Consider the following 12,567-nt stretch of genomic DNA (forward strand, 5'->3'; position numbering starts at 1 on the left):
GGGCAAAAAATAAATAAGACAATGAACGTTTGGGCGCTTACCAGTAAACGCGAGCACCGATTGCGAAGTAGTTATCGCCATCAACGGTAGTTGGTTTAATAGTGGCATCGTTATCACTCTTGGTGTAGCCCAACGTTGTACCATCTTTATACGCATATTCAACGTAGATACGAGACCAGCTATTAAAATGGTAGTCGGTACCGATGTAGAATACTTTGCCGTCTCCATCTTCTGAAAGGTCAGCAGATTCTTGTTCTACATACTCGTAACCAGCATATGCTGTAGCATTATCTGCCCAGCTGTATGTACCAGCAACAGTAAATGCATCTTGATCAATGCTAATACCTGAAGATTTTTCCTCTAGCTCGGCATTGTAGTATGTAAAGCCAATTAGAGCAGCGCCCACAGTGTACTCAACAGTACCTTCAAAGTAGGTATTCTCGATGTCAGCTTCCAGCTCTGCTTTCGCATCATCCTTCAGTACAACGGATTTATCGCGGTTTACACCACCACCCACGTGGAAGTTAAAGTTACCAACGCTAGTTCCAGCATAAAGCTCAGCAAGTTCTTGATTGGTATCGTCTTCAGGAAGACCATAGCCTGCAGCTACGATAAAGTCTGAACCTTCGTAAGCATACTTAATGAATGAGTCGTGGCGAGCGCCAGATAAAGTACTTGATAGGTTACCAGTACCGCCATTGAAGTATGAGTAATCGGCAACACCAAAGTCATCCGAAACAATCCATTGGCGGCCAAAAGATACTTTACCGAAGTCTGAATCTACACCGGCAAAGTGTAAACGGTTTTTCATGGTGTAATCTTCAGATGCCGTGTCATAGTTCAGGCCGAACTCAACTTTACCGAAGATATCTACTGAATCTGTTGCAGCGTACTGTGCCTGTACACCTGCACGTGAAGAACCCGCATTTAGAGTGGCGTCCGTGCCCTCATTCTTTTTCAGTTCAGTACGAAGCTGGCCATAAAAGTCGACCAATGCTTCTTCAGATTTTAGGATTTCTACGGCGGATGCCGAGTGAGCGAAAAGTACTGCTGGGATTGCTACTGCTAAAAGTGTTTTTTTCATTTTTACTTACCTGTAATAATTTTTTTTAATCTTGCTGACTCGTCCCGAGCCGAAATGAAACATAACAACAACAAAAAAATACATCAACAGAGCAAAAAACTGACACAAAAAAATAAAACAACATAAAAAACCAACCTAAAACAACCTAAAATGCAGCATAAAAAATCAAAAAACAGCTAAAAAAAACCAATATTTACTCATAATACCTGCGCATTCGTTAAGCTTTTATTCAGGTCTCGCCCTTCACAAATAACAACACTATCAATAACCATATGGAATAAGAAGTCAAAATAAAAGCGAAAAAAGTATAAAAAAAACAACCAAGAGTTCATTTTTTGAGCTAGTAACGAAACAAATTTGCAACATCTAATACGTAACTCTCGAGCTACAACACGATAGACCAATAAGAAACTTGTATAATAAAAAAAGGAAATAGCCACATGGCTATTTCCTTTATGGGGAGTACGGAAGGAAGTGTTAAAACCTATTAGTGCAGCGGAATGGTAACCAACCAAATATCATGCTGCTTTTGATGATATGCACCTTGCTCAATAATCTTATTCAAATACGCCAATCTATGGTGCCCTTCCAGCAGATTATACGGCGCTCTTAGAGACTTGCCATTAACCATCGGAATGTCGCGCTCATACTTCAAAACAATAGGTGCTTGTGGCCAAGTCCCCCTTTCCTGCATTTGTTGTACAAGCCAACTACGCTGAAAAATCGGGTTGGTCATTCGACGTGATAGTTTATCAATGACCTCTTGATGTGGGGTTCGGATCTGTGACTGAATTTGCTCACTGCTCCAAGACTGAAGCTCAAATCGCATTGACTGAAAATCCAACCAGCCCCAGTTACATACAACGCCTTTCCAGTGCCTGTATAACCACTGTTTCAGCACATCATCAGGAAAATTTGGCAGGGCCTGACTGGCTTTTGGCTGCCACTCGTCCCAAGATTCACAATGCCGTCCGCCAAAACCATCAGGTTCTAATTCGTAGAGTAGTCGATCGCTCCTGATCATAAGCATACTCCTTCTGTTACTTGTAAAACCATAACCATTCATTTTAAATGGTTATTTATACCCTTAATTTCAAAGTAGCATAGAGGTTGGTGAAAAAATAGCTGAATAACAAAGAAAGATTATGCGCACGTGAGGCGTGAGGCGTGAGGCGTGAGGCGTGAGGCGTGAGGCGTGAGGCGTGAGGCGTGAGGCGTGAGGCGGGGTAATATTGGCACCTGCTTGATACAGGTGCCAGAATACTTAATTATTTTTGCTGCCAACGATCGGCTGCAGAGGTATCGGTTTCACGAGCGTCTACCCAACGAGACTCGTCTGGTGTTTGCTCTTTCTTCCAGAACGGCGCACGGGTTTTCAGGTAATCCATAATGAATTCACAGGCTTCAAACGCCGCACCACGATGGGCACTGGTCACACCAACAAAGACAATCTGATCACCAAGCGCTAAATCACCCACACGGTGGATCACTCGGGTTTTGAGCAAAGGCCATCGCTCCCGAGCTTGCTCGACAATCTCTTCTAGTGACTTTTCAGTCATGCCCGGATAATGCTCCAGCGATAAACCAGTGACCGCATCGCCTTGGTTAAAATCACGCACCTTACCGACAAAAGTCACCACCGCTCCGGCATCTGTACCTTGTGACAGCAGGGCATACTCTTCTGCGACAGAAAAATCTTCGAACTGAACAGAGATCATGATTAGCCCCCGGTTACTGGCGGGAAGAAGGCCACTTCATCACCGTCTTTGATTTCACTCTCAAGCGAGCTAATAGTTTGGTTGATGGCCACCAGCAGCTTGCCCTGCTCCAGTGCCAACTGCCATTTGTCGCCTTTTTGAGCTAGGTGCTGACGCAAAGATTCAGCTGTTGCAAAATCTGCCGCGACTTCAATGCGGTCTACGCCAACGAGCTCTTTGACCTGAGCGAAGAATAATACGTTAATCATGATTCCACCTTAAAGTGCCCAGACTTACCGCCTGTTTTTTCCAGCAGACGAACTTGTCCAATCACCATGTCTTTCTGGACAGCCTTGCACATATCATAAATGGTCAGCGCAGCAACTGAAGCCGCTGTTAGCGCTTCCATTTCAACGCCTGTTTTACCGGCCAGTTTACAGCATGATTCAATACGAACCATGTTTTCAGCTTCAATCGCTTCCAGCTGCACTTCTACTTTCGATAGCAACAGAGGATGGCAAAGCGGGATCAAATCCCAAGTTTTTTTAGCTGCCTGGATACCGGCAATACGCGCGGTGGCAAACACGTCGCCTTTGTGATGCTGACCTGAAACGATCAGCTGTAGTGTTTCCGGTGCCATGCGCACAAAAGCTTCAGCACGTGCTTCTCGTACCGTGTCATTTTTTGCCGACACGTCGACCATGTTCGCTTCACCAGAAGCATTGATATGGGTAAATTGGTTCATCCGTCCGTCCCAAAACAGGAAAAATAAAATGTAGAAAGGTGGCGTTTAGCCACCAATAGAGGCTAAGTTTGGCGTCATACCGGTATTCCCCTCATCGAGGAAATGACTCACCGCTTTTTCAGCCAGGCCACCTTGAATGCGGGCAATGAGCTCATCACGCTGATCATCCTGCTGCAGCAAATCACGTAGTTCTACACCGTGATCGCCGAATAAACAGAGATGCAATTTCCCAAGAGCAGAGACGCGTAGGCGGTTACAGCTCTTACAGAAATCTTTCTCGTAAGGCATGATCAAACCTATTTCACCTTGGTAATCGGGGTGACAAAAGACTTGTGCAGGGCCGTCATTGTTGCTTTTCAGCTTTAATACCCAGCCATTGGCAATGAGGTAATTACGAATACTGACACCAGAGACATGGTGGTTATTGAACAAATCGTCCATTTCGCCTGTCTGCATTAGTTCGATAAAGCGCAACTGGATTGGCCGAGATTTGATCCAGTTAAGGAATTGCGGCAATTGCTGAGAGTTAAGGTCTTTAAGCAAGACCGTATTCACCTTGACCTGTTCAAAGCCAGCATCAAACGCAGCATCGATCCCATCCATCACCTGGTTGAACATGTTCTCGCCCGTGATCTGGTAGAACATTTTAGGATCAAGGCTATCAACACTCACATTGATATGGGTCAGGCCCGCTTCTCGCCACTCATGGACATGCTTGGCCATACGGTAGCCATTGGTGGTGGTAGCCACCTTACGGATACCAGGTTGCCCCGCAACGGTACTGATGATATCAGTAAAGTCACGACGCAGGCTTGGCTCACCGCCAGTAATGCGCACTTTTGACGTGCCACATTCAGCAAACGCGCCTGTTACACGCTGGATTTCTTCAAGCGTCAGGAAGGATGGCTTTTTCTTCTGTTGAGGATGGTAGCCATCAGGAAGGCAATAGGTACATTTAAAGTTACAGACGTCTGTAACCGACAAACGCAAGTAATAGAACTTGCGATCGAAATTATCTTCAAATTGTTTCGCCACGGAACACCTTTCCAAGTACGGGAGGCCGACGCATTTCTTTGTCGACCCTGGTGACAACCTGTCACTGGCTTTAGTCACTTATCCCTTTATAGAAAGGAACTTAGTGAAGAAAGCTCGGAGCATGGCAATTGTACAGCACCGGATAAAACCAAAATGCGCACAACAGCGTATTACTTATAAAAATATCAGAGGAATTGCAAAATGGGCAAACCTCACAGGTTTTTCGTGCTGCATTCTACCTTTCAGCTGATTTCACGACAATACTACTAAAGGGAATACCCGTAAATTTTCTTACTAAAAGTGAGGATATTATGTCCAATATTATTGAATCTGCGACAATCGATGATATTGCCCTCTACTTACAACGCGAAGAAGGGCTCGACATGGCCAATGCCCGGGAGCAGGCCAAGCTTGTCATCAACGGTTTTATAGATATGCAGGAGAAAGGATTAATCAAAGGCTGGTACTTTGACGAACAAAGCCATCTGGAGTTACTGCCTAGCGATAATGCAATGAAAATCATTGCGAATCAGAAATAATTCGCAAAATGCGAATTGCGTTCTGGTACTTTTTTGCATTTTACAACAAAAAAATGAGTCAAAAGCGCTGAAAAACCATTTAAAGCGGTATGTAAAACTTGGTATCCCATTTGCAATGTCTATTTCATCAGACAAACAATAACCGGATGAGACTATGAATACTTACATACCGCTACTATTCCAAAAACGCCACGTCTTACCCGGTGGACGTATTCCCCTTCGCATTGCCCCAGGCTCTCAGATGGAAGCTTTCAAGGCTGCATTACGTGAAGGCAACAGTTTTGGTGTTTGCATGTTTGACCAAGACGAACACGGCCATCACTTTTTCCAAATCGGTACCCGTGTCACTGTTGAGGACTTTGATGTCTCGCCTAACAATGGCTGCCTAATCGTTACAGTAGCGGGCCACGAGAACTTTACCATTGATCATATGGAAGAAACTGACGAAGGTTATTTCTGCGGTGAGTGTCAGTACATTCCGCCTTGGCCCGAAACCGAAGTTCGCCAAGACCAGCAAATCCTGGCCGAAAAGCTCAAGCAAATGTTCACCAAGCACCCTGAACTTGGAGAGCTGCATCATAAAAAGCAATTCGACAACCTCAGCTGGCTCTGCCAGCGTTGGTTAGAGTTGCTGCCGGTGCCAGCCAGCGAAAAACAGCTACTACTCTCTGCGCCTAGTTGTTTAGACACCTATGATTACCTGATCAGCATTATGCAGAAGCCGCATTAAACTGTTTTTTCAACTTTTCCAACTGAACTGCCAGCTTCAACTGCCGTACTAACCTGTTAGCCCCCAAAAGTCATTGGGGGCATTTTTTATTCAAGCTACGCCCCCATTCCGTGACCGATATACCACCATAAGCACATACTCTGTATTCATTACGGCTTACACGGTACACTTCTTACATATACCAAGTTCACATTTTTCAGTTCATGATGCATTCCAATACAGTCAAAAACATTACAGAGGCCAAAATTGTTGCCATCGGTGGCGGTCATGGCCTCGGTCGCATGCTCTCAGCCCTATCAGAATTTGGCGAGAATGTGACCGGAATAGTGACAACAACCGATAACGGGGGTTCAACAGGCCGGATCCGTGCCTGCCAGGGAGGGATAGCCTGGGGGGATATGCGCAACTGTATCAACCAGCTAATCACCGAACCGTCTGTGGGTTCGATGATTTTCGAATACCGTTTTCGGGGCAACGGGGAACTAAACGGCCACAACCTTGGTAACCTGATGCTCAAAGCGCTCGATAACCTCTCTGTCCGCCCGCTCGAAGCAATCAATTTGATCCGCGATATGCTGAAGGTGAAAACTCATATCGTGCCAATGACCGAGCATCCTGCTGATTTATCGGCGATGACGACGGGGGGGGAAGTTATCTGCGGTGAGACCAGCGTGGATGAATTGGCAGATGTACCGCAGCGGCTTTACATCGAGCCAGCAGTACCAGCAACCAAAGAGGCTGTTACCGCTATCCAGCAGGCTGATATTATTTTGCTGGGGCCGGGCAGTTTCCTGACCAGTGTGATGCCGCCATTGCTACTGAAAGAAATTGAGCTAGCTCTAAAGAACAGCCATGCAAGAATTGTCTTCGTTACGAACCTAGATAAGGAGCATGGCCCGGCAGGAATGATGAGCTTGTCGCAGATGCTCATTTGGTGCGAACGTTCGATGGGCGGCCGCCAAATTGATGTTGTACTGACAGACCAGCGATGTGAGGAGCTGGATGAAAAATACAACCAGCATGTTACCTCGTTAGCATCGAACAACCATCAATGGCGTCACGATAGGGAAAAATTAAAGCAGGCTATTCACGGGATTGTCGTGGCTGGCTAGGCGCTTATATTCAATCGCCGTACCTTCTACCATCTGCCTGAATTCAGGCAGGTGGTTCACAATCCACTCATCCTGCCCTTGCTTGACCCGTGACTCACACTCCTGCGCCATGTCAGCCAAATCGTCAGCACCAAAACTCGCAGCACTGCTCTTGATGGAATGGCTGATCTCTCTAACCTGACTTATCGATGGGTGCTCAGAGAGCTGACGCTGGTATTGTTCCAATTCATCGCTAAATACATTAAGGAGTAATGTCAGTGTTTCCTGCCCGACTTCATCTGCCATGCGCTTGATGGTCTCAGCATTTATTGTCATTGCCATGTATTTCTCTCCCTACAGCTAACCTTGCGCGTCCTGCCAGGTTTGTAATTTACGGTAAATTGTTGACGGGCTGACTTCCAACAAACCCGCTGCACGTGGAATATTGCCATCGCAAGCATCAATAGCAGCTTGGATTGCGCGCTTCTCAACAATCCATAACGGTTCGACCTGCGACTTATCTATTGTTGATATCGCAGCGCTGCCTTCCCGCGGAAGTTCATCGGCTTCATTCACAATAGATAACTGTGATGCAATTTTAACGCCACCTTGGTTTATTGGCGGTGGCACCATCTCCAAGGAAACCTCTTCACCAGAATTTAGCACAACAATATTGCGAATAACGTTTTGTAATTCACGAACATTACCTTGCCAATGGTATTGTTCAAATAACGCCTTAACTTCTGGTGCAAAGCGGGTAAAATCCTTGCCTTCCTCAACAGACATCAATGCCAGCAAGGCATGGGCGATTTCCATCACATCCCCTCCACGCTCCCGAAGCGGAGGCAGAGTCACGGGAATAACATGCAAGCGGTAGTAAAGATCTTCCCGGAACCGCCCTTCCTGGACTTCCAGCCAAGGGTTGCGGTTGGTTGCACAGACGAAACGCACATCGACCGTGCTGGTTTTGGAAGAGCCGACCTTTTGGTATGTCCCGGTTTGGATAAAACGTAGCAACTTGCTTTGCAAATCCAGATCCATTTCGCAAAGCTCATCGAGGAAAAGCGTCCCCTTGTTGGCAAGCTCAACGGCCCCCTGACGCTCAGTCGACGCCCCCGTAAAAGCCCCTTTGACATGGCCAAACAACTCGCTTTCAATCAACTCTTTGGGGATTGCAGCACAATTGAGTGCCACAAAAGGCTTGTCGTTACGAGGGCTGGCCGCGTGCACCGCCTCGGCACACACTTCCTTGCCGGTACCACTTTCCCCAGTGATAAAGACTGTCGCCTTACTGGCCGCTGCCGATTCAATCACCCGGTATACCGCCTGCATTGGCAGGCTGTTGCCTATAAACCCCTGATACTGGGCACCAGACTGCTTAGAGGTTGGCTGGGAGGTTTCCCCTTTCGCTTTCCGGTCTTCCTCTTTCAAGGCGTTGTTGACTGTCACCCTGAGGCGATCCGCCTCACAGGGCTTAATAAGGAAGTCTTTCGCGCCGTAGCGCATCGCTTCGACCGCCACATCAATGGAGCCATGGGCAGTCATGATAACGACAGGGATCGCCGGATTATCCCGCTTTACCACTTCCAAGACTTGCATACCTTCCATATCAGGTAAGCGTAAGTCGAGCAGGATAAGATCAGGAGTGACTTCTTTGACAAACTCAAGTGCCTCTGTTCCTGTACCTACAATGGTCACAGAAACGCCCAATGGGTTGAGGTATGACTTATATAACGCTGCGACTGAGGCCGTATCCTCCACCATCAGAATACGGCGTTGGTGTGATCTGCTTTCCATTGCCCCTCCAAGTCCTATCAATCTTTACTAATTGTAAACAAAAGAAAAAAAACGATGTGACTTTTTCATAGTTATTGTTCAAGTCATAGCAAGTATTTTGCTATTAGCAATATGAATCGCATATTGCTTTGCAAAATGCAAATACACGTTCACAAATAAGTTCAATGAACGACTATTTTTGCTGTTAACCCCCTAAAAAAGTGCAATTAAAGAGGACTAGAAAAAGTTGGCACACATACTGCTTTAATAATTATGACTCTTCCTGAGAGTCAACCTAGCCAACTGACGTTGTTTGTGGAATTATTTCACTAAAACAATGACGCCAACCGAACCTATTATCGGTTGGCTTTTTTTTGCCTGCGATTTACCCAGCCACCAGCTTGGACTGATTACCGTTAGCTATTGGTAATAAATTGCTCTCGCAATGTATGGATTTTATCCCTTAGCTCCGCCGCTTTTTCAAATTCCAAATTCTGGGCCGCATCGTACATCTCTTTTTCCAGCTGCAAAATCTCAGTTTCCAGCTCCTGAGGTGACATGGTGGTATACGTACCTTTCTTCTCGGCCACTTTATGAAGCTGCGCTGCACGATTGGCTTTATTGCCTTTGCCCGGCGCACCTAACTCCATAATATCCGAGACTTTGGTCTCGAGCGCCTTAGGCACGATGCCGTGCTTTTCATTATGGGCAATCTGCTTATCACGACGGCGATTGGTTTCATTCATCGCCCGCTCCATAGAACCGGTGATCCTATCTGCGTATAGAATCGCCCTACCTTCCAAGTTTCGAGCTGCACGGCCAATGGTCTGGATTAACGATCGCTCTGAGCGCAAGAAGCCTTCTTTATCAGCGTCGAGGATAGCCACCAGCGAGACCTCTGGCATATCCAAGCCCTCACGCAGCAAGTTGATCCCCACCAGTACATCGAATTCACCCAAGCGCAGATCGCGAATGATCTCAACGCGCTCAACGGTATCGACATCAGAATGCAGGTAGCGCACTCTCACACCATGCTCAGTCAGGTACTCGGTCAAATCCTCAGCCATTCGCTTGGTCAGGGTCGTTACCAACACCCTTTCTTGTTTTGCCTCGCGGATCCTGATCTCTGACAGCAGATCATCCACCTGAGTCGCAACGGGGCGAACTTCAATTTGCGGATCTAGCAAACCTGTCGGCCTTACTACCTGCTCTGCAATATCCCCACCAGATTTCTCTATTTCATAGTTGCCGGGCGTTGCCGAGATATACAGCGTTTGTGGTGCCAGGGATTCGAATTCTTCAAATTTCAGTGGCCGGTTATCCAGCGCAGAGGGTAGGCGGAAACCGTATTCCACCAAATTTTCCTTGCGTGAACGGTCACCACGGTACATGGCACCAATCTGCGAGACGGTAACATGGGACTCGTCAATGATCAGCAGGCCATCCGGTGGCAGGTAGTCAAACAAGGTCGGTGGCGGCTCACCCTCGGCACGCCCACTGAGGTAGCGGGAGTAGTTTTCAATCCCGGAGCAAAAACCCAGCTCCATCATCATTTCGATGTCAAACTGGGTTCGCTGGCTGATCCGCTGCTCTTCTACCAGCTTGTTGTTTTCCAGTAGCTGCTTTTTGCGCACTTCAAGCTCGTCTTTGATGCCGTCTATCGCTTCAAGCACGCGCTCCCTTGGTGTTACATAGTGGGTTTTAGGGTAAATAGTGCAACGGGGCAAATCACGCTGCAGGATAGCGCCAGTCAGCGGGTCAAACATACTGATGCAATCGACTTCATCATCAAACAGCTCGATCCGTACCGCTTCCTTTTCCGATTCGGCTGGGAAAACGTCGATGACTTCTCCCCTTACCCGGAAATTGCCGCGCTCAAACGCCACGTCATTACGGGTATATTGCAATTCAGCCAACCGGCGCAGGACATCCCTTTGATCCAAAATATCGCCGCGGCGCACATGCAGCATCATTTTGAGGTAGGAATCAGGATCGCCCAGACCATAAATCGCCGATACCGATGCCACAATCACCACATCACGCCGCTCCATCAGCGCCTTGGTTGCCGAAAGGCGCATTTGCTCGATGTGAGCATTCACTGACGCGTCTTTTTCAATAAACGTATCCGTGGTGGGCACATAAGCCTCAGGCTGGTAGTAGTCATAATAAGAGACAAAGTACTCTACGGCGTTGTCCGGGAAAAACTCCTTCATCTCGCCATACAGTTGCGCTGCCAGGGTCTTGTTTGGAGCCAAGATCAGCGTTGGCCTGTCAGACTCTGCAATGACATTGGCCACAGTGAAGGTTTTACCGGTTCCCGTTGCCCCCAATAAGGTTTGATGGGCAAGCCCGGCATCCAGCCCCTCAAGAAGCTGATTGATAGCCGTAGGCTGGTCACCAGAAGGGGAATAGCGGGAAGAGAGCGTAAAGGTTTTAGAACTAGACTTGTCCATCATGATTCCGTACTGGCTATATGATCAGTGTACATAACATTGTGCAGCAGCTATCGAGCTTGTCAATAAGATGCCAAAATAATCACCATTTGTTCTTGACGGTAATTTGATAACGCCGTAATATCACCGCCCACGCAACAAACCCAAGCTGTTCACCTCTCGGTCAGCTTATTTTATTCCCAACTATTTCTAAGCCTTACTCGGTACACCCTTTCCACAACTTATCCAAGTTTTGATTTATATCAATTCACAGCGAAATTACGCCTACCAAACCTCTAAAGTAAACGCTCTAACTCTGTTAACCAGCACATAATTCCCCTCTGTCATTCCCTCTATAACAGTGGTTTATTGCACATCCGATCTTGCTCAAATTTTAATCGCAATGGCACAATGCTGAGCCCACACCCTAGTTTCCAAACATCCATCAACACAGTTATCCACAGTTTCCGTGGATAAGTGAGTTAAACCCTTGTGTTGTCTGGGCTAGCGGAAATCAAGCCTTTTTTTAGTTCCAAATTGGCTATTGAAGGAAATTTCTGCGTACTAAAACCTGAATGGTTGCAAAACGACCAAAAGATAAAGAAAATGAAATTTATCTCGGCAATACCATACATGTTTGTCCAGATATACTGGCTAAATCATCAATCAAGATCATGTGTAAAGTAGCCAACTGAGTGGGTACAAAATTGTTAATGACAGATTAAGTTGCATTAACTTTGCAGCAATGAATGGCGAAAAGCTCGCCGAAGAAGAAAAACCCTGCTCATGGGGAGTTGTTATAGATGCAACAAAGGAAGATAATATAAGGATCTTTTGCAAATAGTAATGCGGCGGTATGACTGAATACCTACTCCTTCTCGTAGGTACAGTGTTGGTCAACAACTTTGTACTGGTTAAATTTTTAGGACTTTGTCCCTTCATGGGGGTTTCCAAAAAACTGGAAACGGCCATCGGAATGGGGTTGGCTACCACCTTTGTGCTCACACTTGCGTCAGTGTGTGCTTACTTAGTCGAAACCTACATTCTTGTCCCCTTAGGCATCCAATACCTCAGAACGCTGAGTTTTATCTTAGTGATTGCGGTTGTTGTACAGTTCACTGAAATGGTGGTTCACAAAACAAGCCCAACTCTTTACCGCCTACTGGGCATCTTCCTGCCATTGATCACATCGAACTGTGCTGTTTTGGGTGTTGCCTTACTCAACATCAACGAGCGCCATAACTTCATTGAATCAGTGATTTATGGGTTCGGCGCGGCTGCCGGTTTCTCTTTGGTGCTTATCCTGTTTGCTGCTATGCGTGAACGGATCGCCGCAGCAGATGTTCCCGCTCCATTTAAAGGCGCTTCGATTGCGATGATCACCGCAGGTCTGATGTCACTGGCCTTTATGGGCTTTACTGGATTGGTGAAACTGTAA

13 protein-coding genes and 1 riboswitch are annotated in these 12,567 nt (G+C 46.7%); of the genes, 4 read left to right on the forward strand and 9 right to left on the reverse strand.

Features of this window, described 5'->3' with window-relative positions:
* Positions 1-37 precede the first annotated feature (37 nt).
* From ACXAGQ_RS01670 to moaA, 6 genes are all read right to left on the reverse strand, one after another.
* Positions 38-1,084: a porin gene (locus ACXAGQ_RS01670; protein WP_475251263.1), complete on the reverse strand. Its 1,047-nt coding sequence runs from the start codon at positions 1,082-1,084 to the stop codon at positions 38-40.
* Positions 1,085-1,571: 487 nt separating this feature from the next.
* Positions 1,572-2,108, reverse strand: coding sequence for a hypothetical protein (locus ACXAGQ_RS01675; RefSeq protein WP_475251265.1), 537 nt, complete (start codon positions 2,106-2,108; stop codon positions 1,572-1,574).
* A 244-nt stretch (positions 2,109-2,352) separates the two neighbouring features.
* Positions 2,353-2,802, reverse strand: coding sequence for a molybdopterin synthase catalytic subunit MoaE (gene moaE / locus ACXAGQ_RS01680; protein WP_475251267.1), 450 nt, complete (start codon positions 2,800-2,802; stop codon positions 2,353-2,355).
* Positions 2,803-2,804: 2 nt separating this feature from the next.
* On the reverse strand, positions 2,805-3,050 hold the full coding sequence (moaD, locus tag ACXAGQ_RS01685) for a molybdopterin synthase sulfur carrier subunit (protein ID WP_475251269.1): 246 nt from the start codon (positions 3,048-3,050) through the stop codon (positions 2,805-2,807).
* Positions 3,047-3,526, reverse strand: a complete 480-nt coding sequence (moaC, locus tag ACXAGQ_RS01690) for a cyclic pyranopterin monophosphate synthase MoaC (protein WP_475251271.1) — start codon at positions 3,524-3,526, stop codon at positions 3,047-3,049. The genes moaD and moaC overlap by 4 nt, the downstream gene beginning before the upstream one ends.
* A 45-nt stretch (positions 3,527-3,571) precedes the next feature.
* The gene (moaA, locus tag ACXAGQ_RS01695) at positions 3,572-4,561 is read right to left on the reverse strand and encodes a GTP 3',8-cyclase MoaA (protein WP_475251273.1); all 990 of its coding nucleotides are present in this window, start codon (positions 4,559-4,561) and stop codon (positions 3,572-3,574) included.
* Positions 4,550-4,693: riboswitch (molybdenum cofactor riboswitch) on the reverse strand. (Overlaps the previous gene by 12 nt.)
* Positions 4,694-4,872: 179 nt before the next feature.
* Here moaA and ACXAGQ_RS01700 point away from each other — a divergent pair.
* The 3 genes from ACXAGQ_RS01700 (at position 4,873) to yvcK (ending at position 6,942) form a co-directional block, all read left to right on the forward strand.
* Positions 4,873-5,100 carry a hypothetical protein gene (locus ACXAGQ_RS01700; RefSeq protein ID WP_475251275.1) on the forward strand — a complete coding sequence of 76 codons (228 nt, stop codon included), beginning with the start codon at positions 4,873-4,875 and terminating at the stop codon, positions 5,098-5,100.
* Between the two features lie 154 nt (positions 5,101-5,254).
* On the forward strand, positions 5,255-5,830 hold the full coding sequence (locus tag ACXAGQ_RS01705) for an LON peptidase substrate-binding domain-containing protein (protein ID WP_475251277.1): 576 nt from the start codon (positions 5,255-5,257) through the stop codon (positions 5,828-5,830).
* 206 nt (positions 5,831-6,036) lie between these two features.
* Positions 6,037-6,942 (forward strand): uridine diphosphate-N-acetylglucosamine-binding protein YvcK, encoded by a 906-nt coding sequence (gene yvcK, locus ACXAGQ_RS01710; RefSeq protein ID WP_475251279.1) that lies wholly within the window; start codon positions 6,037-6,039, stop codon positions 6,940-6,942.
* Here the strand turns inward: yvcK and ACXAGQ_RS01715 are convergent.
* The 3 genes from ACXAGQ_RS01715 to uvrB form a co-directional block, all read right to left on the reverse strand.
* Positions 6,904-7,263, reverse strand: coding sequence for an Hpt domain-containing protein (locus ACXAGQ_RS01715; RefSeq protein ID WP_475251281.1), 360 nt, complete (start codon positions 7,261-7,263; stop codon positions 6,904-6,906). The two genes, yvcK and ACXAGQ_RS01715, sit on opposite strands and share 39 nt — an antisense overlap.
* Before the next feature lie 18 nt (positions 7,264-7,281).
* Positions 7,282-8,718: a quorum-sensing sigma-54 dependent transcriptional regulator LuxO gene (gene luxO, locus ACXAGQ_RS01720; protein ID WP_475251283.1), complete on the reverse strand. Its 1,437-nt coding sequence runs from the start codon at positions 8,716-8,718 to the stop codon at positions 7,282-7,284.
* Positions 8,719-9,113: 395 nt separating this feature from the next.
* On the reverse strand, positions 9,114-11,150 hold the full coding sequence (uvrB, locus tag ACXAGQ_RS01725; protein WP_475251285.1) for an excinuclease ABC subunit UvrB: 2,037 nt from the start codon (positions 11,148-11,150) through the stop codon (positions 9,114-9,116).
* Positions 11,151-11,985: 835 nt separating this feature from the next.
* On the opposite strand from uvrB, the gene rsxA reads away from it, so the two are divergent.
* Positions 11,986-12,567 (forward strand): electron transport complex subunit RsxA, encoded by a 582-nt coding sequence (gene rsxA, locus ACXAGQ_RS01730; protein WP_475251287.1) that lies wholly within the window; start codon positions 11,986-11,988, stop codon positions 12,565-12,567.

The sequence above is a fragment of the Photobacterium sp. ABD4_091 genome (assembly GCF_056160145.1).

What these genes read in the sequence shown, in the direction of transcription:
- ACXAGQ_RS01670 (WP_475251263.1), bottom strand. Translation starts at nt 1,084, where the DNA reads ATGAAAAAAACACTTTTAGCAGTAGCAATCCCAGCAGTACTTTTCGCT.
- ACXAGQ_RS01675 (WP_475251265.1), bottom strand. Translation starts at nt 2,108, where the DNA reads ATGATCAGGAGCGATCGACTACTCTACGAATTAGAACCTGATGGTTTT.
- moaE (WP_475251267.1), bottom strand. Translation starts at nt 2,802, where the DNA reads ATGATCTCTGTTCAGTTCGAAGATTTTTCTGTCGCAGAAGAGTATGCC.
- moaD (WP_475251269.1), bottom strand. Translation starts at nt 3,050, where the DNA reads ATGATTAACGTATTATTCTTCGCTCAGGTCAAAGAGCTCGTTGGCGTA.
- moaC (WP_475251271.1), bottom strand. Translation starts at nt 3,526, where the DNA reads ATGAACCAATTTACCCATATCAATGCTTCTGGTGAAGCGAACATGGTC.
- ACXAGQ_RS01700 (WP_475251275.1), top strand. Translation starts at nt 4,873, where the DNA reads ATGTCCAATATTATTGAATCTGCGACAATCGATGATATTGCCCTCTAC.
- ACXAGQ_RS01705 (WP_475251277.1), top strand. Translation starts at nt 5,255, where the DNA reads ATGAATACTTACATACCGCTACTATTCCAAAAACGCCACGTCTTACCC.
- yvcK (WP_475251279.1), top strand. Translation starts at nt 6,037, where the DNA reads ATGCATTCCAATACAGTCAAAAACATTACAGAGGCCAAAATTGTTGCC.
- ACXAGQ_RS01715 (WP_475251281.1), bottom strand. Translation starts at nt 7,263, where the DNA reads ATGGCAATGACAATAAATGCTGAGACCATCAAGCGCATGGCAGATGAA.
- luxO (WP_475251283.1), bottom strand. Translation starts at nt 8,718, where the DNA reads ATGGAAAGCAGATCACACCAACGCCGTATTCTGATGGTGGAGGATACG.
- uvrB (WP_475251285.1), bottom strand. Translation starts at nt 11,150, where the DNA reads ATGGACAAGTCTAGTTCTAAAACCTTTACGCTCTCTTCCCGCTATTCC.
- rsxA (WP_475251287.1), top strand. Translation starts at nt 11,986, where the DNA reads ATGACTGAATACCTACTCCTTCTCGTAGGTACAGTGTTGGTCAACAAC.